The organism is Kitasatospora sp. NBC_00070 (genome assembly GCF_045041205.1).
In the GTDB taxonomy this organism is placed as follows: Bacteria; Actinomycetota; Actinomycetes; order Streptomycetales; family Streptomycetaceae; genus Kitasatospora.
Window position 1 is genome coordinate 6,739,378 of record NZ_CP108247.1, and the last position, 25,017, is coordinate 6,764,394.

20 protein-coding genes are annotated in these 25,017 nt (G+C 73.5%); 10 read left to right on the forward strand and 10 right to left on the reverse strand.

From position 1 onward, the window contains the following. Positions 1-58: 58 nt before the first annotated feature. From OHV05_RS30640 to OHV05_RS30670, 7 genes are all read right to left on the reverse strand, one after another. Positions 59-634, reverse strand: a complete 576-nt coding sequence (locus OHV05_RS30640) for a copper resistance protein CopC (RefSeq protein WP_405020553.1) — start codon at positions 632-634, stop codon at positions 59-61. Continuing rightward, a complete protein-coding gene (locus OHV05_RS30645; protein ID WP_405020554.1) occupies positions 631-1,215 on the reverse strand; it encodes a hypothetical protein in 585 nt (194 codons plus the stop codon). Before OHV05_RS30645 ends, OHV05_RS30640 begins: the two co-directional genes overlap by 4 nt. A gap of 175 nt (positions 1,216-1,390) precedes the next feature. Beyond that, positions 1,391-4,288: a hypothetical protein gene (locus tag OHV05_RS30650; RefSeq protein ID WP_405020555.1), complete on the reverse strand. Its 2,898-nt coding sequence runs from the start codon at positions 4,286-4,288 to the stop codon at positions 1,391-1,393. Then, entirely contained in the window at positions 4,288-6,147 is a 1,860-nt protein-coding gene (locus OHV05_RS30655) for an HSP90 family protein (protein ID WP_405020556.1), read from the reverse strand. Before OHV05_RS30655 ends, OHV05_RS30650 begins: the two co-directional genes overlap by 1 nt. Positions 6,148-6,196: 49 nt before the next feature. Next, positions 6,197-7,159, reverse strand: a complete 963-nt coding sequence (locus OHV05_RS30660; RefSeq protein ID WP_405020557.1) for a hypothetical protein — start codon at positions 7,157-7,159, stop codon at positions 6,197-6,199. Between the two features lie 222 nt (positions 7,160-7,381). After that, entirely contained in the window at positions 7,382-9,799 is a 2,418-nt protein-coding gene (locus OHV05_RS30665; protein ID WP_405020558.1) for an ABC transporter permease, read from the reverse strand. After that, the gene (locus OHV05_RS30670) at positions 9,796-10,527 is read right to left on the reverse strand and encodes an ABC transporter ATP-binding protein (protein ID WP_405020559.1); all 732 of its coding nucleotides are present in this window, start codon (positions 10,525-10,527) and stop codon (positions 9,796-9,798) included. Before OHV05_RS30670 ends, OHV05_RS30665 begins: the two co-directional genes overlap by 4 nt. 175 nt (positions 10,528-10,702) lie before the next feature. Here OHV05_RS30670 and OHV05_RS30675 point away from each other — a divergent pair, with 175 nt between their 5' ends. Next, positions 10,703-11,932 (forward strand): sensor histidine kinase, encoded by a 1,230-nt coding sequence (locus tag OHV05_RS30675; RefSeq protein ID WP_405020560.1) that lies wholly within the window; start codon positions 10,703-10,705, stop codon positions 11,930-11,932. Continuing rightward, positions 11,920-12,555 carry a LuxR C-terminal-related transcriptional regulator gene (locus OHV05_RS30680; protein WP_405020561.1) on the forward strand — a complete coding sequence of 212 codons (636 nt, stop codon included), beginning with the start codon at positions 11,920-11,922 and terminating at the stop codon, positions 12,553-12,555. The genes OHV05_RS30675 and OHV05_RS30680 overlap by 13 nt, the downstream gene beginning before the upstream one ends. Positions 12,556-12,584: 29 nt before the next feature. Here the strand turns inward: OHV05_RS30680 and OHV05_RS30685 are convergent, their stop codons facing one another. After that, on the reverse strand, positions 12,585-13,148 hold the full coding sequence (locus tag OHV05_RS30685; RefSeq protein WP_405020562.1) for a TetR/AcrR family transcriptional regulator: 564 nt from the start codon (positions 13,146-13,148) through the stop codon (positions 12,585-12,587). A 115-nt stretch (positions 13,149-13,263) separates the two neighbouring features. Here OHV05_RS30685 and OHV05_RS30690 point away from each other — a divergent pair, with 115 nt between their 5' ends. Together OHV05_RS30690 and OHV05_RS30695 are read left to right on the forward strand one after the other, a co-directional pair. Then, complete coding sequence (locus tag OHV05_RS30690; RefSeq protein ID WP_405020563.1) at positions 13,264-15,489, forward strand: MMPL family transporter; 2,226 nt, start codon at positions 13,264-13,266, stop codon at positions 15,487-15,489. Positions 15,490-15,528: 39 nt separating this feature from the next. Beyond that, the gene (locus tag OHV05_RS30695) at positions 15,529-15,876 is read left to right on the forward strand and encodes a zinc ribbon domain-containing protein YjdM (protein WP_405020564.1); all 348 of its coding nucleotides are present in this window, start codon (positions 15,529-15,531) and stop codon (positions 15,874-15,876) included. Between the two features lie 61 nt (positions 15,877-15,937). Here the strand turns inward: OHV05_RS30695 and OHV05_RS30700 are convergent, their stop codons facing one another. Further along, on the reverse strand, positions 15,938-17,350 hold the full coding sequence (locus OHV05_RS30700; RefSeq protein WP_405020565.1) for a chondroitinase-B domain-containing protein: 1,413 nt from the start codon (positions 17,348-17,350) through the stop codon (positions 15,938-15,940). Positions 17,351-17,592: 242 nt separating this feature from the next. Between OHV05_RS30700 and OHV05_RS30705 the strand changes: the two genes are divergently transcribed. The 5 genes from OHV05_RS30705 (at position 17,593) to OHV05_RS30725 (ending at position 23,087) form a co-directional block, all read left to right on the forward strand. Then, complete coding sequence (locus OHV05_RS30705; RefSeq protein ID WP_405021585.1) at positions 17,593-18,147, forward strand: TetR/AcrR family transcriptional regulator; 555 nt, start codon at positions 17,593-17,595, stop codon at positions 18,145-18,147. Between the two features lie 143 nt (positions 18,148-18,290). Further along, entirely contained in the window at positions 18,291-19,376 is a 1,086-nt protein-coding gene (locus OHV05_RS30710) for an agmatine/peptidylarginine deiminase (RefSeq protein ID WP_405020566.1), read from the forward strand. A 51-nt stretch (positions 19,377-19,427) separates the two neighbouring features. Then, on the forward strand, positions 19,428-20,621 hold the full coding sequence (locus tag OHV05_RS30715; RefSeq protein ID WP_405020567.1) for an agmatine/peptidylarginine deiminase: 1,194 nt from the start codon (positions 19,428-19,430) through the stop codon (positions 20,619-20,621). Positions 20,622-20,631: 10 nt separating this feature from the next. Beyond that, complete coding sequence (gene ureA, locus OHV05_RS30720; RefSeq protein WP_405020568.1) at positions 20,632-21,333, forward strand: urease subunit gamma; 702 nt, start codon at positions 20,632-20,634, stop codon at positions 21,331-21,333. Next, a complete protein-coding gene (locus OHV05_RS30725; protein WP_405020569.1) occupies positions 21,330-23,087 on the forward strand; it encodes an urease subunit alpha in 1,758 nt (585 codons plus the stop codon). The genes ureA and OHV05_RS30725 overlap by 4 nt, the downstream gene beginning before the upstream one ends. Before the next feature lie 28 nt (positions 23,088-23,115). Here the strand turns inward: OHV05_RS30725 and OHV05_RS30730 are convergent, their stop codons facing one another. Beyond that, positions 23,116-23,703: a TetR/AcrR family transcriptional regulator gene (locus OHV05_RS30730; protein WP_405020570.1), complete on the reverse strand. Its 588-nt coding sequence runs from the start codon at positions 23,701-23,703 to the stop codon at positions 23,116-23,118. Between the two features lie 275 nt (positions 23,704-23,978). Here OHV05_RS30730 and OHV05_RS30735 point away from each other — a divergent pair, with 275 nt between their 5' ends. Then, positions 23,979-24,980 (forward strand): agmatine/peptidylarginine deiminase, encoded by a 1,002-nt coding sequence (locus OHV05_RS30735; protein WP_405020571.1) that lies wholly within the window; start codon positions 23,979-23,981, stop codon positions 24,978-24,980. Positions 24,981-25,017 lie beyond the last annotated feature (37 nt).

The following is a 25,017-nucleotide window of genomic DNA, read 5'->3' on the forward strand; positions in this document are numbered from 1 at the left end:
GTCGGTGACGCGCGCCCCGCCCGGACGGTCGGCGCCTGGACGGTCAGCGCCCGGACGGTCAGCGCCCGGGGGTCCGGCGGCGGGGGCGGCGGAGCACCAGCAGCAGCGAGCCGACCACCAGCACGGCGTCCAGGGCGAGCAGCGCCACGTTCAACGGGCCCTCGAAGCCGTGGTCGTGGCCCGGGGCGGACTCGCTCTGGGCGAGCGGGGCACTGTCGGGCGGCCCGACGCTGAAGGCGGTCACGCCGGACACCTCGCCGCCGCCGGTCAGGGTGAGGCGGTAGGTGGTCAGGTAGCTGCCGGGGCCGGTGATCCGGACCGGGGCCACCACCCGGCGGCCGTCCACCCGGGCCGGGCCCCGGTTGACCTCGGGGCCGCCCTCGGCGGCCACCCGGAGGAAGACCGACTCGATGCCCCGGTCGCCGCCGAAGGTCAGCGCGACCTCACCCGGCGCCACCTGGACCGCCGTGCCGTCGCCGGGGCTGGCGGCGGTGAGCCGGACCGGCTCCGCCGAGCTCACCCAGGCCAGCGTGAGCAGCACCAGGACCAGCGTTCCGAGGCCGGCCGCCATCCGGAACTGGAAGGCCCGCACCGGTCCGCCGGACCGGTGCGGGCCCCCCGGAACCACCGTCACGCGGCGACCGGCTCGTGCTCGGCGGGATGGCAGCTGCAGCCGGACTCGGCCAGCTCGGCGGCGTTCGGCCGCAGGTGCAGGTACATCGCGATCACCATCGGCAGGAACACCACGGTGTTGTAGAACAGGTGCAACTCGACTCGGGGGAAGACCAGTTGGAGCACGCTGGTGGCCACCGACTTCCCGAACAGGAAGTGCCCGCTCTGCGCCTGGACGAACAGCAGCAGGTGCTCGATGTGGTGCCAGAACTGGATCACCAGCGCGGCCGTCCACCACCCCTTGGCCCGGCCGACGAAGCCCCGGCGGAGGGTGAACAGGCCGATCAGCATGATCAGGGCGTAGCCGTAGTGCATCCACTCGGAGGTGACCAGCCAGGGGTAGGCCAGCCCGAGCATGCCCTTGGACTTGGGCACCGGCCAGTCGAGCACCCAGATCTGGTACGCCTGGGTGAGGTGTTCGGCCCAGTGGGCGATCACGATGAACAGGAAGACGTTGAGCGAGGCGCGGTGGTGCGGCCCGTTCAACCGGTCCAGAAGTCCTCCGGTGCGGGCGGGGACGGCGGGCCTGAGCAGCTCGGTCATGGGACCTCCGGTGGAGCGGTGCGAGGGATGCTCCCGCGTCGGGGCACCAGACTGCCCAGGTCGGTCCACCGGAAACTTCTTCCAGAGTGCGCAAAGGTCCGTCGGACCCGCCATTGACAGGCCGAAGGTCCGTACCCGGAGGGGTACGGACCTTCGCTGCCACCGCGACGGAGGGTCAGGAACCCTGGGCCAGCCGGTCCCGAAGGGCCGTCAACTCCTGGGCCTGCTCGGTCAGTCCGGCCCGCTCGCAGCGCTGGATGCCGTCGGCCAGCCGGGCCAGCGCGGCGTCCGTACGGCCGAGTGCGCGACCCTCGACCAGCGCGGCCAGCCGGACCGCCTCGGCTCCCGGTGCCTCGCCGTCGGCGCCGCCCGCCCGGTAGCCGGCGATCGCCAGCTCGGCCGCGGCCAGTGCCGGTTCGCCCTGGTCGGCCATCGCGTTCACCCGGGCCCGCTCGTAGTGCAGGGCGGCGTCCAGCTGCCAGTACGGCAGTTCCTCGCCGGCCGCACCGGCCTGCTCGCGGATCCGCTCGGCCTCGGCCAGCCGCGCCAGTGCGGCGGGCAGCCCGTCCAGGCCCTCGGCCGCCACCGTGAGCCGGGCGAACTCACGCAGCACGGCCAGCACCTGTTCGGTCCGCGGCGCCTTCCGGTGCGAGGCGAGGGTGCGCTCCAGCGCGGTGCCGGCCGCCTCCCAGAGGCCGCCCTCGGCCAGCGCGACGGTCGCCTCGGCGGCGACCATGGTGTGGGTGTCCTGGTCCTCCCAGCCGACCACCGCGTCGGCCAGGCCGAGGTACTCCTCGGCCGAGGCGCGGTACTCACCCAGCCCGAACAGCCCACGGGCCAGGTCGAGTCGCACCTGCGCCCGCAGCCGCTCGTCCAGCTCGGCCGCGTCCGGCGCGAGCAGCACCGACTCCAGCACGGCGACCGCGTCCGGCACCCGGCCGCTCTCCCGGAGCGCCTCGGCCAGCTGGAGCCGGACCTGGGCGGCCTCGGCGCCGTCCTCGGCCCGGTCGAACCTGGCGGCGGCCTCGGAGAGCGCCCGGACGGCGCCGCCGGTGTCCCCGAGGTGCTTGCAGGCGTGCCCGAGCAGCGCGTACGTCGGCCCGAACGGGAAGGAGGTCTCGCCCCAGCGGACCGCCTCGGCGAGCGCCCGGTGCAGCAGCGGGACGCCCTCGGCCGGCTCGCCGCGGAGGAAGTCCAACTGGGCCAGCTGGACCAGCATCCGCGGTGCCAGCCACGGGAGTTCGGCCTCCTCGATCAGCGCGAGGGCCTGCCGCAGCTCGGTCCCGGCGGCGTCGGTCAGCCCCTGCCGGGCCTGCGCGTCGCCGGCGTACTGGTGCGAGGTCGCCACCCGGCGGAGGTTGCCGTGCCCGGCGCTCTCCCGCCGGTAGCGGGCCACGGCGGTGTCGAACCGGCCGGTGAGCTCCGGGCCGGGCTCGGCCTGAGCGTTGGTCAACTCCCGGTGCGCGGCCAGCGCGTGGCACTGCAGGACGGTCAGGTGGTCCTCGGCCGGCGCGGTCGGGTCGGCGGCGCGCAGCGCCTCGCTGTCGGCGAGCACCGCGTCCAGCGCGGCCCAGTCGGCCGACCAGTCGTCCTCGCTCAGGCGCAGCACCAGCAGCCGGGCCCGGGTGGCCAGCACGGCGGCGGCCAGCCCGGCCGCCGCGAAGCCGGCCTGGGCGGTGGTGATCTCGGCCTCCGCCAGCGCCAGGTCGTCCACCTCGGAGGCGTCGAAGGCGCGCTGCATCGCCACCTCGGCCGCCAGCCGGTCCGGGCTGCCGACCTCGGGGTCCTCGACGTGCAGGTAGCCGTCGGCGGTGATCAGTTCACCCACCCGGCGCCACAGCAGGTCGCAGTCGGGGTGCCCGGTGCGGCGCAGCGCCCGGGCCCGCAGCACCAGGCCGCGGAGGTCCTCGGGGATCGGCTCGGCCGCCGGGCGCTCGGCCGGGACGGCCGGCTCCGCGGCCCGCACGGCGGCGGCCCGGACACCCAGGGCCAGCGGTTCGGCGAGCAGCGGGCGCCGGGCCAGCCGCTCCCGCCGCCGGGCGCCGACCGCGCCGGTGCCGTTGCGGGCGTCGAAGCGGTCGGCCAACTCCGTTGCCTCGGACCGGACCTGGGCCAGCAGGGCGGCCACCGTCCAGTTCGTCCCGGGCGGGCCGCTGACCGGGAGCTCCGGGTGGCCGCGCTCGGCCAGCCCGGCCGTCAGCAGCTCGACCCCGGTCAGGAACTCCAGCCGGGCCAGCGGGTTGCCGTGGCCGGCGAACAGGTCGCGGTTCTCCGCCAGGATCTCCAGGCCGCGCGCCTCGTTGCCGGAGAGCGCGCAGAACTCCAGGTGCAGGCCGATCTGTTCGGCGGTGCTGGACTTCCCCCGGGCGAACCGGTAGCCGACCAGGTGGGCGGAGACCGCCTCCTCGGTGCGGCCCCGGCGCAGCAGCGGCAGCAGCGCGTGCGCGTGACTGGTGTACGGCTCCTCGGCGCAGCTGCGGCGGCCGTCGAAGACCGGCTGCCAGACCTCCAGCGCCCGGGCGTCGTCCCCGCTGCGCACGTGGTGCCGCGCCTGGGCCCGGATCTCGCAGGCCGGGCAGTCGCTGAACGCGGTCCGGCCGCGCCCGGCCCACAGCTCGAAGTCCTCCGGGCGGTCCGCCCCGAGGTGCGCCGCGAGGTGGAACCGCTGGGCGTAGTACGGCTGGAGCTCGTGCCCGGCGGCCAGGTAGCGGTCGCGCAGCTCGGTGTGCCAGCGCCGGACGGCCGCCAACGGCACGTCGGGGACGCTCAGCAGGGCGGCGGCCACCCACTTGAAGCGCCAGAAGACCTGCCGGGTGGCCCACTCGTCGAAGGCCGCCGGGTTCTTGTCCCAGAGCTGCAGGATCCGGGCGAAGACCACCGGCGACTTGCGCTGCTCGCCGTCGTACTCGTACGCCTCCATCAGGTCGAGCAGCGCGGCGACCAGCAGCGGGGCGTCGTCGAACTGCTCGGCCGCCGCGACGAGTTCCTCGGCGGTGACGGTGCGGGGCCGCCCGTACGGCTGGGCGTCGTTGGCCCGCAGGGCCTCCAGCACGGCGTCCTGGGTGTCCGGCATTACGACTCCTTCTGCGGCTCGGCCGACTCGTGGCCGAGCATGGCGTGGTCGAGCAGGCTGATGAACGACCGGTTGAGCAGCGCGCTCTCGCTGGCGCGCAGCGGGCGGCGGGTGAGCAGCACGGCCTGCCCGTACAGCGCCTCGACGGAGGTCACCACCAGGTCCCGGTGGCCGATCGAGGCGGCCCGCCGGACCAGCGGGTTGAGGTGGTTCAGCACCAGTTGGGCGCGGGGCACCTCGGCCCGCAGCGAGCCGAGGATGTCCGCCCACAATCCGTCGGCGTCGTCGGCCAGTTGGGCCCGGGTGCGCTCGTGCCTGGCCTCCCGGTTGTCCAACAGCAGGGCCGGGGCGCTGGCCGGGTGGAAGCTGCGCAGCGCGACGTCGCAGTCGAACCGGCCGACCACCTCACGGGCGATCGCCAGGAAGGCGGCGGCGGCCAGTTCGGCCTCCGGGGCGACGGTGTCCAGGTGCGCGGTCACCGTGCCCGGGTCCAGGTCGGCCACCGAGCTGCCCGGCCGGATCTCCGGCAGCCGGTGCACCAGGTCACGGTCGTAGGTGTAGCCGCCGTTGACCACGCCGAGCCCGGCCGCCCCGGCGATCGGGGCGACCTGGCGGAACTCCTCGACGGTGCGGGCCACCAGGATCACCGGGTGGGAGCGGGCGAACTCGTCCAGCGTGACGTTGCCGTCGGTGGTCTCGAACGGGAGCCAGGGCAGCAGCATCCGGAGCAGCTCGTCGTCGTGCCTGGCCAGCGACTTGACGGCCAGGTGGTGGACGCTGATGAAGCGGTGCAGCAGCGCGGGGTCGCTGGCGGACAGGCCGGTCAGCCAGTCCCGGATCCGGGCGCCGAGCGCGTCCCGGACGGCGGCCAGCGTCTCGTCGGCGTACAGGCCCTCGCGGGAGGCGGTCGGCCGCAGGCTGTCGGCGTCCACCACGCAGCGGACGAAGAAGGCCCAGTCCGGCAGCAGTTCGTCCGCCTGGTCGGAGACCAGCATCCCCTTGAGGTGCACCCGGTGGCCGGCCCGGCGGGACGGCGGCACGGCGTCGGGCAGCACGTACGCCACGCCGCGCAGGCCGACCAGCGGCAGGTCCAGCTCGATGGTGTCCAGCGGGGTGAAGTCGAAGGTGGCGCGGCAGTACGCGGTCAGCGCGTCCCGGCGGGCCAGCGGGGAGCCGTGCCGGTCGGCCCACGGCGCGGCGACGTTGACCACGGTGGCGGTGCCCCGGCCGTCGACCACGGTGACCTGACGGCGCAGCAGGCTGCCGTAGTGGCGGGCGAGTTCGAGCACCTTGCCGGAGGTGGTCCACTCGGCGGCGTCCGCGCGCGGGACCAGGGTGACGGTGGTGCCCGGCTCCGGCTTGGCCGAGGCGGGCAGGGTGGTGATGGTGTACCGGCCGTCCGAGCTGCCGCGCCACTCGATCACCGGGGCGTCCGGGGTGGCGGCGGAGCGGGTCAGCACGGTGATCTCGTCGGCCACCACGAAGCAGGCCAGCAGGCCGATCCCGAACTGGCCGATGAAGTCGCCGCGGGCGGAGGCCAGCCCGGCCCCGTCCAGCCGCCCGTCGGCGTCCCGCTTGGAGCTGCGGCCGATGGTGGCCAGGAAGGTGTGCACGTCGGCCTCGGTCAGGCCGACCCCGGTGTCGGTGACCGAGAGACTGCCGTCGGCCACCACGGTGATGGTGGCGGGGGAGGCGGGGTCGAGCGCCTGGCGGGCGGAGATCGCGTCCACCGCGTTCTGCAGCAGCTCGCGCAGGTAGACCCGGGGGCTGGAGTAGAGGTGGTGCGAGAGCAGGTCCACCAGGCCGCGCAGGTCCACCTGGAAGGTGTGGGCGGCCGTGGGGCTTTCGGAAGGGGACACCGGTGCTGGCTCTTTCGGTCGGCTGGGCTGGTGTGCGGGGAGGTGGGGCCTACTTGGCGCAGCGCTCCCGGAGCGCGGTGAACGTCGTGGCGGGGTCGTCGCCGCTCAGGTAGTGCCAGGGCGACTCGGTGACCGTGGGGCCGATGGCCTCGAACAGCTGCCGGGCGGTCCACTTCTCGCCGACCAGGGCGAACACCATGGCGAAGGTGTTGTAGGCGGACTGCCAGCCGGCCGGCCGGACGTAGTCGGGGTGCAGGATCGAGCGGCCGAGTGCCTCGTGCAGCTCCGCCAGCACGTCGGGGCTGGTCAGGTAGGAGTGGTCGGCACCGGAGGGCAGGTCGAGCCAGCGCTCCAGGTGGCCGAGCACGACCAGCTCGCCGAGCGGGCTGCCGGGCGGCGCGGCCAGCATCGACTCCCGGGCGAACGCGTGCATCTGCTGGTGCGAGCCGCCCCACTTGGCGCAGAGCTGCTGGAGCCGCTGCTTGTGCGAGTCCAGGTGCCCGGGGCAGCGGCGGAGCGCCGCCTCGAAGCGGATCCGGCCGGCCTCCTTGTCCAGGGACGCGCCCCGGCCGCTGATCTGCAGGAAGTACCAGGGCGCCAGCCAGTCCGGCTCCCGCTCGGCCACCTCGAACAGCTGTTGTTCGGCGACCTCAAGACGCTCGCCGAACACCCGCCACTGCTCCTGGGAGACGTGCTGGGCCTGGGCGCGGGTCCTGGCCTCCCAGGCCCAGGAGATCTGCCGGGCGCCGGAGAGCAGCAGTGGCAGCGCCGAGTCGGGCCGGTCGGCGACCGCCTTGGCGAGCCCCTCCTCGGTACCGGCGACGTTCGACACCCCCGCCACCAGCCAGGTCAGCTCGGACGGGTCCCCGACGGCGGCGAGACCGGCGCACAGGGCGGGCCAGTCGCCGGCCTCGGCCTGGCGGAGCATCAGGGCCAGCGTCTCGTTGCCGCAGGCCGGATCGACCGCGGGCGGCACGCTCCGGTCGCGCGACCTCCGCCGGAAAAACGTCATGGTACGGCCCTCTCACCTGTGTTCGCGGACTCCACCGGGCAGCCCGGGGACGCTCTCGCAAGGAGTGCCTATCGCCCCGGGTGCTGTGTGTTCAACGGATTATCACTGGTCGGGCCGACGGCCGGTCCGGTGGGAGCCGGTCCCGGGCGGGGCGGCCGCGACGATTGGTGCCGGTACGTCCCGGGATCGGACGTACCGGCACCAATCGACCGGGGAGCGGGCTCAGCCGATCTTCGGCGAACTCCCGCGCAGCAGGCTCCGGGCCGGCAGCAGGACGGCCGCCGCACCCGCCAGCCCGACCGCTCCGACGATCCCCGCGCAGAGCAGCGGGCTGACCGCGAGGCCGGCCATTCCGGTCACCGCCCCGCCGAAGGTCAGCAGGGTGGCCGCCGCGACCAGCGTCCCGACCACGGTGCCGGTGCCGACCACCACGGCGGTCTCCATCCGCAGCATCCGGAGCAGTTGACGGCGGGTCGCCCCGATCAGCCGGAGCAGCGAGAGCTCGCGGCGCCGGGAGGCGGTGGAGACGGCCAGTGTGGTGACCACGCCGATCATGATGAACCCGGCGATCGCAGCCGAGGCGATCAGGCCGACCAGGCCGCCCTGCCTGGCCCGCTCGGTGAGTGCGTCACCGTAGGCCGGGGTCGAAGTGGTGCGCACCCCGGCGAAGGCGTCGGTGACCGGCCGGAGGTCGGCGTGGCCGCCGACCAGCAGGTAGTCGTCCAGCCCGGCGTCGGTGCTGTGCGCGGCGACCTCGGCGCGCGGCAGCAGCACGCTGCCGAAGCCCAGGCTGCTGCCGTAGACCGCGACGACCTCGGGGTGGATCTCGGTGCCGTCGCCGAGCCAGAGCGAGGTGGTTTCGCCGACCTCGGTGCCCCCGGCCACGTCGGCGCCGAGCGCGACGGTGTTCGGCCGGGCCAGCCCGGCCAGCGATCCCGACCGCACCTCGGGGTCGACGGTGGCCGTACTGCCTTCGAGGCCCTGGGCAGGCAGCGACTGGAGCTGACCCCCCACCACCTTGACCACGGTGGTCCGCTTCACCGCCGTCACCTGGTCCTGACCCGCCGTCTGCCGGGCGGTCCGGTACGCCCGATGCGGGATGCCGGGCCCGTCCGAGACCAGCACCTGGTCGGCGCGCAGCCCGGCGGTGGCCTGGATCCGGGTGGAGTTCACCACCGAGGTCTGGACGAACAGCTGGGTGGCGCCGAAGGAGACCGCCAGCGCGATCGGGGTGATCACCGCGGCCATCCGGACCGCCGCCGCCCTGGCCCCGTCCGAGGCCAGCCGGCCGGAGACCGGGGAGAGCCGCCGCAGCGGCAGGCTGAGCAGCCGGATCCCGCCCCGGGCGATCCACGGACCGAGCAGCGCGGTGGCCCAGATCAGCGACATCACCAGACCGCTCATCGCGGCCACCGCCGCCTGCCCGCCGATGGTGAACGCCGTCCCGGCCAGCACCAGACCCAGCACCAGGAACACCAGCCCGGTGACCATCCGCCAGCGCGGCAGGCGGGTCGGTTCGGTGGCGGCCTCGCCGAGCGCCTCGACCGGACGGATCCGGGAGACCCGTCGCGCCGCCAGCCAGGCCGCACCGACCGCGGCCAACACCGTCACCAGCAGCGCGCCGAGCACCGGGAGCGGTCCCGGCGTCAGGGCCAGCTCCGGCGGCAGTCCGCCCTGACTCGTCATCAGCCGGTGCAGCAGCGCGCCGCTGCCCAGCGAGAGCGCCCCGCCGACGGCGGCGGCGGGCAGCGCGACCTTCAGCGTGCCGCGGACGATCAGCCGGCGGACCTGACGGGGCGTCGCCCCGACGGCGCGCAGCACGGCGAGTTCCCGGACCCGGTCCCGGACCGACATCTCCAGCAGCGAGGTCACCACCAGCAGCATCACCATCAGGGCGGTGCCGCCGATGGCGGCGCAGATCCCGATCAGGTCGGCCCGGGCGGCGGGCACGGCGGGGTGCTCCACGTCGCCCCGGGCCGTCCCGGTGGCCACCACCCGGTCGGGGGCGGCCTGCCGCAGCGCCGCCACCGAGGTGTCGGGCCCGCCGAGCACCACCAGCGCGTCGGCGCCGGCGGGGTGGCCGCTGAGCGCGGCGGCGTACGGCTGGGCGAAGTAGACGTCCGTGCCGCCGGTCAGCAAGCCGGAGACGGTGAACGGCTGCGGGCCGCCGTCGGTCCGCAACGGGACGACGGCGCCGACGGTGGCTCCGCTGGAGGCGGGCAGGACCACCTGGCGGTCGCCCACCGGTGCGCGCCCCGCGCCCAGCGGGGTGCCGGTCAGCGCGGCGGACTCCCAGCCGTGGCCGGTCAGTTGGCGCCCCTGGCCGTCGACCACCGGCACCGAGACGTCCTTGACCACGGCGGTCACGCCGGGCACCGCCCGGAGCCTGGCCGCCTCGGCGGCGGCGTCGGGGATCCGGGCCCGCTCGGTCAGCGGGCGGCTCTCGGTCTGCTTCGACTCCCCGCTGCCGGTGGTGTGCGAGACGCTCTGCGACCGGGCCACCACGGCCACCGCCCCGGCGTACCGGTCGAGTTGGCCGTGCGCCCGGAGCCCGGACTCCAGCAGGACCCCGAACGAGCCGACCAGCATGGCCGCGAACATCAGCGCTGCCGCCACCCCGGCGGCGATCCCGCGCCTCACAGCGTGTCCCAGCGGTTCAGCACGGCCTCGGCGGTGGGGCCGACCATCTCGTCGACGATCCGGCCCCCGCCCAGGAAGACCACGCTGTCGGCCCAGGCCGCGGCGGCCGGGTCGTGGGTGACCAGCACGATGGTCTGTCCGGTCTGGTCGACCGCCTCGCGCAGCAGCCGCAGCACGTGCCCGGCCGACCGGGGGTCGAGCGCGGCGGTGGGCTCGTCCGCGAAGATGATCTCCGGTCGGGTGACCAGCGCCCGGGCCACGGCCACCCGCTGCTGCTGCCCGCCGGACAGCTCGGACGGCTTGTGGCGCAACCGGTCCGCCATGCCGACCCGGTGCACCACCTCCTCCAGCCAGCGCTCGTCGGCCTTCCGGCCGCCGAGGAAGAGCGGCAGGACGATGTTGCGCCGGACGTCCATCGACGGCACCAGGTTGTAGCCCTGGAAGACGAAGCCGATCCGCTCCCGGCGCACCCGGGTCAGCTCGGCCTCCTTCAGCCCCGCCAGGTCGATGTCACCCAGCCGGACGGTGCCCCTGGTCGGCCGGTCCAGGCCGGAGGCGCAGTGCAGGAAGGTGCTCTTCCCGGACCCGGACTGCCCCATGATCGCGGTGAAGCTGCCCCGGCGGAATCCCCAGCTCACCCCGTCCAGTGCGGAGACCTTGCCGTAGTCCTTGCCGACCTGGTCCATCGACACGGCGAACGGTGTCGCCTGGATCGTCGTCGTTTGCATTGCTGTCCAGCTCCTCGTAGTTCACCGCTCTTCGGCTCGCTACCGAACGTAGTCAGCGGCAGGGGGTCGGGGCAGCGGGACAGGCCCCCCGATCCGTGGTGTAGCGCGCTACACCACGGGGGTGGGGGACGACCCCCGTGACGTGCGGCTTTGTCCTGCCGTACGGTTACGGACCATGGAGCTGAAGGCAGCGGTACGGCGCACGCGGCAGGCGACGGTCTATCTGGCCGAGGGCCTGCTCACCGCGGTTCCCGCGCTGGGCGGCTACGTTCTGCTGCCGCTGGTGCTGCTCACCATGTTCGGCCTGCCGGTGCTGCCGGTCGCGGTCCGGCCGCTGCGGTGGCTGGCCGGCCGGGAGCGGCGGCGGGCCGGGCGGGTGCTCGGGCGGCCGGTACCAGGCGACTACCCGCCGCTCGACGGCGACCTGATGTACCGGTCCGGACGGCTGGTCCGGGAGGCCGGCACCTGGCGGGAGGTCGCCTGGATGCTGGTGCACGGCCTGACCGGGATTCTGGCCGGCGTGCTGGCCCTGGGGCTCTGCCTGAGCATCGTGGTCGCGGTCACCGTGCCGCTGTGGTGGTGGGCGGTCGCGCCCGGCTCCGTCGAGGTGCTCGGGGTCCGGGTCACCGACTGGCCGCGGGCGGTCGGGCTGACGGTGGCCCAGGTGCTGGTCTGCGGTGCGCTGCTGTACTGGCTGGCCCCGCTCGGCATGCGCCTGCAGGCCGGGCTGGCCGCCGCCCTGCTGTCCACCTCGAAGGCCGACGCCGGCCGCCGGATCGAGGAGCTGACCGTCTCCCGGGCCGAGGCACTGGAGGCGCACGGCGCCGAGCTGCGCCGGATCGAACGGGACCTGCACGACGGGACGCAGGCCCAACTCGTGGCGGTGGCCCTCCGGTTGGGCCTGGCCGACCGGGTGTTCGAGCAGGACCCGGCCGCGTCCAGGAAGCTGTTCCTGGACGCCCGCACCGGTGTCGAGGAGGCGCTCACCCAGCTCCGTACGGTGATCCGGGGCATCCACCCGCCGATCCTGTCAGACCGGGGGCTGAACGGTGCGATCCGGTCGCTCGCGGCGGGCCGCCCGATCCCGGTCGCGCTGGACCTGCCCGACCTGCCCCGGCGGCCGCCCGCCGCGGTGGAGGCGGCCGCCTACTTCGTGGTCGCCGAGGCGCTCACCAACATCTCCCGGCACAGCGGCGCGACCCGGGCGGAGGTGTCGCTCCGTCAGGTCGGGCGCAGCCTGCACCTCACGGTCCGGGACGACGGGCGTGGCGGGGCCGACCCCGCTGCCGGCAGCGGCCTGGCCGGGGTGCGGCGGCGGGTCGCCGCGCTGGACGGCACGACCAGGATCGAGAGCCCCGTCGGGGTCGGAACGACACTTGAGGTGGTACTGCCGTGCGGATCGTGATGGCCGAGGACAACGTCCTGCTCCGGGAGGGGCTGATCCTGCTGCTCGAGACGGTCGGCCACCAGGTGGTCGCGGTGGTCGGCAGCGGCCCCGAGGTGCTGCCCGCGCTGCTGGAGCACCGGCCCGACGTGGCGGTGCTGGACGTCCGGCTGCCGCCCGGATTCCGGGACGAGGGCCTGCGGGCGGCGATCGAGGCCCGCCGGGTGCTGCCCGGGCTGCCGGTGCTGGTGCTCTCCCAGTACGTCGAGGAGAGCTACGCCGCCGAGCTGCTGGCACAGGGCGTGGCGGGCGTCGGCTACCTGCTCAAGGACCGGGTGAGCCGGGTGGAGGAGTTCCGCGAGGCGCTGGAGCGGGTGGCGGCGGGCGGCACCGCGCTGGACCCCGAGGTGATCTCCCAGCTGATGAGCCGTCACGACCCGCTGGACACGCTGACCCAGCGCGAGCGCGAGGTGCTCGGCCTGATGGCGCAGGGCCTGGACAACCCGACCATCGCGGGCACGCTGTTCATCACCGAACGCTCGGTCAGCAAGCACATCGGCAACATCTTCCTCAAGCTCGACCTGCCGCAGAGCGACAGCGGGCACCGCCGGGTGCTGGCGGTGCTGGCCTACCTCAAGGCCTGACCCTCGGGGCGGTCAGGGCAGGGGTGCGGTCAGGGCAGGGTGGCGGCCCCGGCGCGCAGGAAGGCCATCGCGGTGTCGATGTTCGCCTCCTGCGGGTGGTGGCAGAGCTCGCTGACCATGGCCGCCGCCGCTGCGGCGGCCATCCGGGGGCCGAAGGCGTCGGGGGCGTCGCCCCGTTCCTCGGCGAGCATCCGGGCGCCCTCCTGGATGGTCTCGGCCAGCCGGAGGTTCCCGGTCGCGCCGAGCTGGGGGTTGGCGTCGAGCATCCGGTCGGTGAGCTCGTCGAGGTCGCTGCGGTCGGCCAGCTCGTGGCGCAGCCAGTGCTCCAGCGCGTCCAGGATGGTCCAGCCCTCGGGCCGCTCCCGCAGTGCGGCCGCCAGCCGGTCGGCGAAGGACTCGAACCGGGACAGCGCCAGCTCCAGCTTGGAGGGGAAGTACAGCGTGACCGTCCGGGGCGACACCTCGGCCGCCTCGGCGATGTCGGCGATCGTGGTCGCCTCGAACCCCCGGTCGGCGAACAGCTCGTACGCCGCCCGGACGATCGCCTCCCGGCGCCGGGCCTTGCTGCGCTCCCGCAGGCCGTCAGTGGTCATGGCCACACTTTACCAGCGACCGCTAAATTACATTGGACTGTAAATATGCCTTAGAGTGCAGTGAGTGCGGTGGTGGCCTGTGTGGGGCGCCCGCTGGGACGAGAGGGGCATCGACATGGCGTCACGCCTGTACGCATGGGCACGCTGGGTGATCCGGCGACGGGGTCGGGTGGTCGCCGTCTGGCTGCTGCTGCTCGCCGTGGTCGGTGGCCTGGGGGTCACCCTGCACGGCAAGCCGAGCACCGCGTTCTCGGTGCCCGGCATCGAGTCGCAGCAGGCCCAGGAGCTGTTGGAGGCTCAGTTCCCGGCAGCGGCGGGCGGAGTGGCCCGGGTGGTGTTCGCGGCCCCCGAGGGCGGCGGTCTCAACGGGCCCGCGACCGGGCCTGCGATCGCCACCGGACTGCGGACCGCCGGTCAACTGCCGGGCGTGGTGGCCGTGTCCGACCCGGCGCACGGCGGGGCGATATCGGCGGACGGGCGGATCGGCTACGCCGACGTCCGGTTCGGCATGGCGGCCGACGAGGTCCCGCAGACCGCCAAGGACGCCCTCGACCGGGCGATGGGCCCGGCCCGGGACGCCGGGCTCCAGGTCGAGTTCGGCGGATCGGCGATGCAGCCGAAGACCGAGGTCGGCGGTCCGGCCGAGGTGGTCGGCGTGGTGCTGGCCTTCGTCGTGCTGGCGCTCGCGCTCGGCTCGCTGGTGGCGGCCGGACTCCCACTGCTGACCGCCGCCGTCGGTGTGCTGATCGGCGTGCTGGGTGTCCAGTTCGTCTCGCGCTTCGTGGAGATGACCAACACCGCCACCGTGCTCGCCCTGATGATCGGGCTGGCGGTGGGCATCGACTACGCGCTGTTCATCATCTCCCGCCACCGGGAGCAACTCGCCGACCCCGAAGCCGACCTGGACGACTCGATCGCCCGGGCGGTGGCCACCGCGGGCAGCTCGGTGGTGTTCGCCGGCGCGACCGTGATCATCGCGCTGGCCGCGCTCGCGGTCACCGGCATCCCGTTCCTGACCGTGATGGGCCTGGCCGCCGCCGGCACCGTGCTGATCGCGGTGCTGATCGCCGTCAGCCTGGTGCCCGCCGCGCTGAGCCTGCTCGGCGAACGCCTGCGGCCCCGCCCCCGGACCCGCCGGCCCCGGACTCCCCGCGCCTGGACCCGCCGGTCGCGACCCGGCCGGGCGCCCGGCACCTGGAGTCTGGCCTGGGCCAGGACCGTCACCAAGCGGCCGCTGGTGGTCCTGCTGGTCGGCGTGGTCGGCCTGCTCGCGCTCGCGCTGCCCGCCCGCGACCTGCGGCTCGGGCTGCCGAGCTACGCCTCCCAGCCCGCCGACAGCACCCAGCACCGCAGCTACGACCTGCTGACCGACGGCTTCGGCCCGGGCTTCAACGCCACGCTGGCCGCCGTGGTCGACACCGGCGGCCTCACCGCCGACCAACGGACCGCCACACTCGGCGAGTTGGGCCGGACGCTGGCCGCCGACCCGGGGGTGGCCGCGGTCGCCCCGCCGGTCGCCAATCCGGCCGGCAACCTCGCCGTGATCGCGGTGGTGCCCAGGACCGGCCCCGACGCCCAGGCCACCACCGACCTGGTGCACCGCCTGCGGGAGAACGCGCCCGCCGTCGACCGGTCCGGCGGCACGCTCTACATCGCCGGTGCCACCGCCGCCGCCATCGACGTGTCCAACAAGCTCTCCGACGCACTGCCGCTGTTCGTCGCCATCATCGTGATCCTGGCGCTGATCCTGCTGACCGTCGCGTTCCGCTCGCTGCTGGTCCCGGTCAAGGCCGCGCTCGGCTTCCTGCTCTCGATCGCCGCCTCACTGGGCGTCACGGTCTGGGTGTTCCAGCAGGGCCACCTGAACGGCCTGCTCGACATCCCTTCGGCCGGACCGGTCACCGCCTTCCTGCCGGTGCTGCTGATCGGCGTGCTGTTCGGTCTGGCGATGGACTACGAGGTCTTCCTGGTCAGCCGAATGCGCGAGCACCACGAGCACACCGGCGACGCGGCGGCCGCCATCGTGCACGGTGTGGCCCGGAGCGGGCGGGTGGTCTCCGCCGCCGCCCTGATCATGGTCGCGGTCTTCGGCGGCTTCGTCTTCAACCACGACCCGATCATCAAGTCGATCGGCTTCGCGCTCGCCTTCGGCGTGCTGATCGACGCCTTCGTGGTCCGGATGGCCCTGGTGCCCGCCGCGATGGCACTGCTCGGCCGCCGCGCCTGGTGGCTGCCCCGCCGGCTCGACCGGTTGGTGCCGGACGTCGACATCGAGGGCGCGCAGCTCCCGGCCGCACCCACGGCCCCGGAGCAGTCGGGGGACCGCGTCCCGGTGAGCTGACCTGCGGGTTCCGGCTTCCGGCTCGGATATTCTGACCGGATGAGCGAGAACCTGCCCGCGTGCCCGAAGTGCTCCGGTGAGTACACCTACGCGATGGACGGCCTGATGGTCTGTCCGGAGTGCGGCCACGAGTGGACCCCGGACGGGGGCGCCGCCGAGGCGGCCGAGCGGGTGGTGAAGGACGCGGTCGGGAACGTCCTCGCCGACGGCGACACGGTGACCGTGGTCAAGGCGCTCAAGGTCAAGGGCAGCCCGTCGGGGATCAAGGCGGGCACCAAGGTCCGCAACATCCGCCTGGTCGACGGGGTGGACGGCCACGACATCGACTGCAAGGTGGACGGCTTCGGCGCGATGCAGCTGAAGTCGAGCGTGGTCAAGAAGATCTGACGGATCGTCAGTGGCGAGCACCGGCCGGCCCGCCCCACAGCGGGTCGGCCGGTGACGCCGGTCAGGTGGCCTCGGGGCCCACGTCGGCCGGGGTGAGCGGGCGGCGGAGCGGGGCGAGGGTGCTGTACTCGTCGGCCCCGACGTCGCGGCTGCCGCCGCGCGGGTGGCCGTCCAGGTCCTGGGTGACCGCCGGGGTGGTCAGGGTCGCCGCGTTGATCGCGGGGCTGCCGGCCGACAGGCGGTACACCCCGTCCGGGTCGGCCCGCAGCCGGGGGTCCACCCGGCGGTAGCCGGTGGCGGGGGCGTTGCCGTCGGCCGCCGCGCCCCACAGGATGTTGCCCTGCCACCGGAAGCCGGTGGTCTCCGCCATCGCGACCAGGGTGCCGGTGCCGGCCGAGAGGATGTTGTCGGCGACCACCACGCCCCGGGGCGGGTAGCTCCTGGTCTCGCCGGAGAGCGTCCGGGCGTTGCCGGCCAGGGTGTTGTACGCGATCACCGCGCGGTCGCAGGCGTCGTGGCCCCGCCGCTCCTCGGTGCTCTCGCCGTCGTGGTGGTCGCGGGTGGTGCCGCTGCCGATCACCAGGGCGCGGCCGGACAGACCGGCCAGCAGGTTGTTCAGCACCAGGTGGTCGTTGCCGTAGAGCCGCAGACCGTCGACGCCGCCGAGCAGGTGGTTGCCCTCCACCGTGGTGCCGTTGCCGTGCCGCAGCACGATCCCGCCCCGGCTGTCCCGGACGGTGTTGTAGCGCACGGTGTTGCCCGAGGACTTCACCGAGACCGCCTCGGGATCCCCGTCGCAGCGCTCGAACAGGTTGTACTCCACCAGCGCGTCGGCGTCGGAGAGCGCCCGGCTGCTGACGCCGAGTCGGATGGACTCACCACCGTTGGCGCCCGGGTAGCGGTGGTCGTGGAAGTGGTTCCGGATGATCTGGGTGCGCTGCGCGACGGCGGTCGAGCCGGGGCCGTCGACCACCAGGAAGATGCCCTCGGTGCTCCGGTCGTGGAACCGGTTCCGGTCGATCTTGACGTCGTCGCCCCGCACGATCACCCAGTCGAGCCCGCTGACGTCGGCCAGCCGGAAGTCGTTCCTGGTCAGCCGGACGCGCCGGCAGTCCGCCGGGATCTCCAGGGTGGTGCGCTGCCGGAAGGCGAAGCCGCTGACCGTGATGTCGGCGCAGTCACCGAACACGAAGCTGCGCTCGCCCTGCAGCACCACCCCGCCCCGGGACTGCGCGAGGATGGTGATCGGTGCGTCGGCGGTACCGTTCCGGCCGGTCACCCGGATGCCGCCCGACGGGACGGTGTACGTGCCGTCGGCCAGCACGATGCGGTCACCGGGGACCGCCCCGTCGATGGCCTTCTGGAGCGCGCTCAGCGAGCCGACCGGCGCCGGGTCCGCCGCCGAGGCGGTGAGCGGTACGGCGGTGGCCACCGCGCCGAGCAGCGTGCCGGTGATGAACGTACGTCGTCGCACAGCGCCTCCTGGGCGGATCCGGCCGGGACCGACGTCCGTCCGTCCAACGAGCATTCCAACAGAGCGGCCGACCACGCGGAAGGCGGTGCCGGGGCACCGTACGCTGCCCGATCGGGCAGCTGACCGGGTGTCAGGCCGTGCGGAGCCCGGATCACCTTGTCCGGGGCCCGGCTGATGCCCGGAAGGCGGGCAGGGGGGAGGGTCTAAGGTGAACTCTTGTGGCTGACCGTCGAACCTTGATCATGGAAGCGGCCGCGCGGGTGATCGCCCGGCGCGGTGTCCGAGGGCTGCGCGTGGAGGAGCTGGCCGCCGAGGCGAGTGTGTCCACCGCGTTGATCTACTACCACTTCAAGGACCGTGCGGGGATCCTCCGGTCGACCTTGGAGTTCATCAACGACCGCGCCGAGCGCTACACCACGGTCCGGGCGGCGGACTCGCCGCCGCTGGACGCCAGGGGCGAGCTGGAGCAGACGCTGCTGCTGGAGTTCCAGGACATTCCCGAGGTGCGGGAGAACAGCACCGCGTGGGGCGAACTGCGGGCGAGCGCGGTGTTCGACCCCGAGCTCCGGGAGGACGTGGCCCGGGCCACCCTGGTGTGGGTGCAGGAGGTGGCGGATCTGCTCGGCAAGGTCCGGCCGATGAACGGTGCGGCCGCCCTGGCCGCCTCCGCCGAGCGGCTGACCGCGCTGGTGGAGGGGCTGAGCGTCCGTTGGCTCAGTGGCAGTCTGCCGGTGGAGCACGCGCGCGAGCTGATGGCCGGCGCGATCGACGGCGAGCTGGAGCGGCTGCGCGGCTGACCGCCGCCGACCGTCGGAGCCCCGGACCGGACGGTCCGGGGCTTTCGTCTGTCCGGGTGCTGAATCTTGACTGAAATTTCAGTCAGTGCGAGAGTGAGGGTGCGGCCCGGCCGCAGGTGCAATTCTTGAACCTGGAGATCCGCATGAACGACGACCGCTCCTTCCTCAGCCGCCTCTTCGGCGCCGCGCCGGAGACGGACCGCCGGCGGCCGGACGGGGCGCGTCCGCAGCGGTGGGTGGAGCCCGACGACGTCCCGCACGCCCGGACCTGGATGTCCTGGCCGTCCCGCAAGTCCGTCTGGGGCCGCCAGCTGGGTGGCGTCCAGCAGGACATCGCCCTCATCGCCCGGACGATCGCCCGCTTCGAACCGGTGACGGTGTGCGCCCCGGACGACTACAGCGTCCGCGAGGCGCTCTCTCTCTGCGGGCCCGCCGTCACCGTGACCGCGGCCGTCCCCACGGACGACCTGTGGATGCGGGACACCGCACCGGTGTTCCGGCGGGACGCCGACGGCCGACAGGACGCGGTCGGCCTCAACTTCAACGGCTGGGGCGGGAAGCAGACCCACCGGGACGATGCGGAGGTGGCGGCGGGCGTCGCCGGGCTGCTCCGACTCCCGTTCTCGTACGCCGAGTTCGTCGGCGAGGGCGGGTCGATCGAGACCGACGGCGACGGCACCCTGCTGGCCACCGAGAGCAGCCTGGTCAACAAGAACCGCAACCGGGGCATGAGCCGGGACGAGATCGAGGCCGCCGTCCTGGACGTGTACGGCGCGGACCGGATGATCTGGGTACCCGGGGTCAAGGGCCGGGACATCACCGACAACCACATCGACGTCACCTCGCGGTTCGTCCGCCCAGGGACGGTGCTGGTGCAGCTGCCACCGGCGGACCGGCACGACGTCTGGGCGCGGGACGCCCGCGAGCAGTTCGACATCCTGTCCGGGGCCACCGATGCCAGGGGCCGCCGGCTCCGGGTGATCCGGGTGGACGGTCCGGACACCGTCCGCTCGCGGGACCCGCAGTTCGTCGACTCCTACCTCAACTTCCATCTGGTCAACGGGGCGGTGATCGCCGCCCGGTTCGGCGACCGGACCAAGGACGAGGCCGCCCGGCGCACCCTCGCGGAGTCCTTCCCCGGCCGCGAGGTGGTCCAGCTCGACGTCGACCGCCTTATGGCCGGGGGCGGCGGCATCCACTGCTCCACCATGCAGGAGCCGCTGGCGTAGCGACGCCCGCACGCCCTCCCCACCCCACCCTCAGCTCACCGGAGTGACTCCGTGTCGGACCCGACCCTGCCCTTCTCCACCTCCCGCCGGACGGTGCTGCGCGCCGCCGCCGGTGCCGGACTGCTCGCGCTCGGGGCGGCCGCCTGCGCCCCCTCGGAGGACGCCGACCAGCCGCCGCCGGGCCCGGCCGGGCCGACCGCGCCCGGCGGCGGGCAGCCCGGCCCGACGCCCGGCCGCCGGTTCGGCGCGGAGTGGGAGAGCCACGCCAGGACGTTCATGTCCTGGCCCGCCTCCACCGGCATCTGGGGCGACCAACTGCCGGACGTACGAGGGGACATCGCGCGGCTGGCCCGGGCGGTGGCGGGCTACGAGGCGGTGGTGATGTTCGCCCGCCCCGGGCAGCTGGACGCGGCGCAGAACGCCTGCGGCAACGGCGTCGAGGTGGTCCCGCTGCCGGTCGACGACCTGTGGGCCCGGGACACCGTGCCGGTCTTCGTGGAGGACTCCGGCACGCTCAAGGGCGTCGACCTCAACTTCAACGGCTGGGGCGAGAAGCAGAAGGAGCACGGTAACGACACGGCGCTCGCCACGGCCGTGCTCGGGAAGTACGGGATCGAGCGGGTCCGGACCTCGCTGGTGGCGGAGGGTGGCTCGTTCGAGACCGACGGCGAGGGGACGCTGCTGGTCACCGAGAGCTCGGTGGTCAACCAGCGCCGCAACCCCGGGAAGAGCCGGGAGGAGATCGAGGCCGAGCTCAAGAAGGTGCTGGGCGTCAGCAAGGTGATCTGGTTCGCCGGAGTGCGGGACCAGGACATCACCGACGCGCACGTGGACTGCCTGGTCCGGTTCGCCGGGCCGGGCGTGGTGCTGCTCGACCAGCCGTTCCCGGGTGCCCCCGCCGACGTCTGGTCCCGCTCGGCCGCCCAGGCGCGCGAGGTGCTGACCGGTGCGACCGACGCGCAGGGCAGGCCGTTGAAGGTGATCGACCTGCCGCAGCCCGACCCGGACCGGATCACCGGTCGCGGCGACGCGTTCGTCTCCTCGTACATCAACTTCTACGTCGCCAACAAGGCGCTGTTCCTACCGAAGTTCGGGGACGCCAAGGCCGACGACCGGGCCCGGGGGATCCTGCGCGACCACTTCCCCGGCCGGGACGTCGTGCCGGTGGTCGTCGACAACATCGCCTCCGGCGGTGGCGGTATCCACTGCTCCACCCACGACCAGCCCGGCAAGCCGGACGCCTAGGAGGCGCGCGATGCGACTGACACCGACCGAACGGGACCGGCTGCTGATCTTCACGGCCGCCGAACTGGCCCGGGCCCGCCGGGCCAGGGGCGTGAAACTGAACGTTCCCGAGGTGCACGCGCTGATCGCGGACACCGTCTGCGAGGCGGCCCGGGACGGCCGGCGGCTGGCCGAGGCGATCGAGGCCGGGCGCTCCGTGCTCACCGCCGAGGATGTCCTGCCCGGTGTGCCGGACGTGGTGACGACCCTTCAGGTGGAGGCGGTCTTCGACGACGGGACGCGGCTCTGCGTCATCGACGACCCGTTCCGGGCCCGGGGTTCGCTGGGGGACGACGCCCCCGGCGCAGCCCTGGCCGGGGACGGTGCGGGCTACCGGTCGGCCGAGGCGGAGCTGCGACTGCCGGTGCTCAACAGCTCGGCGGTGCCGATCTCGGTCACCTCGCACTTCCACTTCTTCGAGGTCAACCCCCGGCTGGCGTTCGACCGTTCCGCCGCGTACGGGCACCGGCTCGCCGCCCCGGCGGGTTCCTCGGTCCGGTTCGACCCCGGTGCAGTGGTGGAGGTGGGCTTGGTGCCGATCGGCGGTGACCGGGTGGTGATCGGCTTCGCCGGGCTGGTGGACGGCCCGCTGGACGCGCCCGGGGCGAAGGACTCCGCGCTGGCAAAGGCCCGCGCGACCGGCTATTTGACGCACTTTCAGGAGCAGGGATGAGCGGCAGCGTCTTCGACTCGGCAGGGTGTCACGGCCGTCCGGGCGGGGTGGCCGGGGGCGGCATCGACCCGGGGGACTACATCGCGGTGCACGGTCCTCGGGCCGGTGACCGGATCAGGCTCGGCGACTCCGGTCTGATCATCCGGGTGGAGTCCGACTCGCAAGCGCCGGGGGACGAGTTTCTGGCCGGGTTCGGCAAGACGGCGCGGGACGGCCTGCACCTCAAAGCCGCCGCCGTCCGGGACACCTGTGACGTGGTGATCAGCAACGTGCTGGTGATCGACGCGGTGCTCGGCATCCGGAAGACCTCGATCGGCCTGATCGACGGCCGGATCGCCTCGATCGGACGGGCCGGCAACCCCGACACCCTGCACGGCGTCGACGTGGTCGTCGGCACCGGCACCACCATCGTCTCCGGCGAGGGCCTGATCGCCACCGCCGGCGCCATCGACACCCACGTACACCTGCTCTCCCCCCGGATCATGGAAGCCTCCCTCGCCTCCGGTGTCACCACCATCATCGGGCAGGAGTTCGGCCCCGTCTGGGGCGTGGGCGTCAACTCCCCCTGGGCCCTGCGCCACGCCTTCAACGCCTTCGACGCCTGGCCGGTCAACATCGGCTTCCTCGGCCGGGGCTCCTCCTCCGACCCCGCCCCGCTGATCGAAGCCCTCGCCGAAGGCGGCGCCTGCGGCTTCAAGGTCCACGAGGACATGGGCGCCCACACCCGCGCCCTCGACACCGCCCTGCGCGTCGCCGAGGAGTACGACGTCCAGGTCGCCCTCCACACCGACGGCCTCAACGAATGCCTCTCCGTCGAAGACACCCTCCGCGTCCTCGAAGGCCGCACCATCCACGCCTTCCACATCGAAGGCTGCGGCGGCGGACACGTCCCCAACGTCCTCAAAATGGCCGGCGTCGAAAACGTCATCGGCTCCTCCACCAACCCCACCCTCCCCTTCGGCCGCGACGCCCTCGGCGAACACTTCGGCATGATCGTCTCCGCCCACGACCTCAAGGTCGACCTCCCCGGCGACGCCGCCATGGCCCGCGACCGCATCCGCGCAGGCACCATGGGCGCCGAAGACGTCCTCCACGACCTCGGCGTCATCGGCATCACCTCCTCCGACGCCCAAGGCATGGGCCGCGCCGGCGAAACCGTCCGCCGCACCTTCGCCATGGCCGGCAAGATGAAAGCCGAACTCGGCCCCCTCGACGGCGGCTACGGCACAGCGGAGTCCGGCGACGACAACGAACGCGTCCTGCGCTACATCGCCAAACTCACCATCAACCCCGCCATCGCCCACGGCCTCGCCCACGAAGTCGGCTCCCTCGAAATCGGCAAACTCGCCGACATCGTCCTGTGGCGCCCCGACCACTTCGGCGCCAAACCCCAACTCATCCTCAAAGCCGGCTTCCCCGCCTACGGCGTCACCGGCGACCCCAACGCCTCCACCGACCGCTGCGAACCCCTCGTCCTCGGCCCCCAGTTCGGCGCCCACGGCACCACCCCCGCCGACATCTCCGTCGCCTTCGTCGCCCAAGCAGCGGTGGACAACGGGGATCTGATGCCCACTCGGCGCCGCCGGGTCGCGGTGCGGGGCACCCGGGGGATCGGCCCCCGCAACATGGTCCGGAACGGGCGGGTCGGGCAGGTCGACGTCCAGGCCACCACCGGTTTGGTCTCGTTGGACGGCGAGCCGCTCCGCTCCGAACCGGCCGACTCGGTCTCGCTCAACCGCCTGTACTTCCTCTGACCGTCGGACCCCGGTCCTGACCAGGATTTCAGCCCGCGTGGGCCCGCCCGAGGTCCAGCAGCTCCGCCTCGATCGCCTCGCCGAGCAGTCGGCGGGCGTGGTCGAGGGGGAGCGACCCGCTGAGCCAGCGGACGCTGAGCCCTTCGAGCAGGGCGGTGAGGCGCTCGGCGGAGGCGGCGTGGGCCGGCGCGGTGCCGCTCGGGTGCGCGCGGCCGAGCAGGTAGGCGATCTCGTGCACCCAGGTGTGGGTGGCCCGGGCCAGGTCCTCCCTGAGGTCCGGGTCGAAAACCGCGCTGGCTCTCAACTCGCCCCAGGCGGTGCTGTTCTCGCGCACCTCGGCGGTGTCCTGGAGCTCCAGCAGGAGCATCTGGGTCAGCTCGGTGCGCGGGTCGTCCGCGCTGCCGGGGCTGCGTTCGGCGGTGTACCGGTCGGCCCGTTCGCCGATGAACTCCAGGGTCTCGCGGAGGATCCCGGCCCGGTCGGTGAAGTGGTAGTAGATCAAGGAGGCCGACACCCCGGCCTCGGCCGCCAGCTCGGCCACGCGCAGTCCGCGCACGCCGCGTCGGCTGATGACCCGCGTGGCGGCCCTGAGTATTTCTGTTCGACGGTCTGACACGGGCGTTCACTCTACCCGCACGTCTCGCATCCTGACGAGATGTTCAGCGGATGCCATGGCAAGGGGTCGCTGGTCGGTGCGGGTACGTCGCTGATCTTCGCGCTCCGCAGGCCCTGGAAAGATGGGCCGGATCGAGACCTTCGCACTTCTTGACTGAATTTTCAGTACGGAGCAGGATGTGGGTCACCCCACACCTCCCGACCCCACCCGGGCCGGCCGTACCGCCCGCCTACTGCGCCTCCGTCCCACCCACTTACGACACGAGAAGAGTTGTCATGACGTTCCGGATGCCTGCCGAGTGGACCGAGCACGAGGCGTGCCTGATGGCCTGGCCGACCCGGGCCGACCTCTGGGGGGAGACCTTCGAGGAGGCCAAGCGGGAGTACGCCGAGGTGGCCCGCGCGATCAGCGAGTTCGAGCCGGTGACGATGGTCGCCCGGCCGGGCCAGGGCGAGGAGGCGCGGGCCCTGTGCGGTGACGGCGTCGAGGTGGTCGAACTGCCGCTGGACGACTCCTGGTTCCGCGACTCCGGGCCGATCTTCGTGCTCGGCCCGGACGGCGAGCGCGCCGGGGTGGACTTCCGGTTCAACTCCTGGGGGCAGAAGCACCACCCCTGGGACACCGACGACAAGATCGCCGCCCGGCTGCTGGAGCGCCTGGAGGTCGAGCGGATCGACTCCCGGATGATCCTGGAGGGCGGCGCCATCACGGTCGACGGCGAGGGCACGCTGATCACCACCGAGCAGTGCCTGCTGCACCCGAACCGCAACCCGGGCATGAGCAAGGAGCAGATCGAGGCCGAGCTGTGCGCCAAGCTCGGCGTCAGCACGGTGATCTGGCTGCCGTACGGCGGGCTGCTGGACACCGAGACCGACGGCCACGTGGACGGGGTCTGCGCCTTCGTGGCCCCCGGCAAGGTGGTGGTCCAGCTCCCGGGCGACCCGGCGCACCCCGACTTCGAGCGGATGCGGGCCAACCGGGCGGTGCTGGAGGCCGCGGTGGACGCCCGGGGCCGACGGCTGGAGATCGTCGACCTGCCGCAGAGCGCCTTCATCGAGGTCGGCGGCAAGCACACCGAGGTCGGCTACCTCAACTTCTACATCGCCAACGGCGGCGTCGTGGTCCCGGTGGCCGGCCTCCCCGGGGACGAGGGCGCGCTCGCGGTGATCGCCTCGGCGCTGCCCGGCCGCAAGGTCGTCGGGGTGCGCTCCCGGGTGATCGCCTTCGGCGGCGGCGGTGTCCACTGCATCACCCAGCAGGTCCCGTCGGCGAGTTGACCCGTACACCGTCCCCAGGTCACGCACGGAAGAGAGC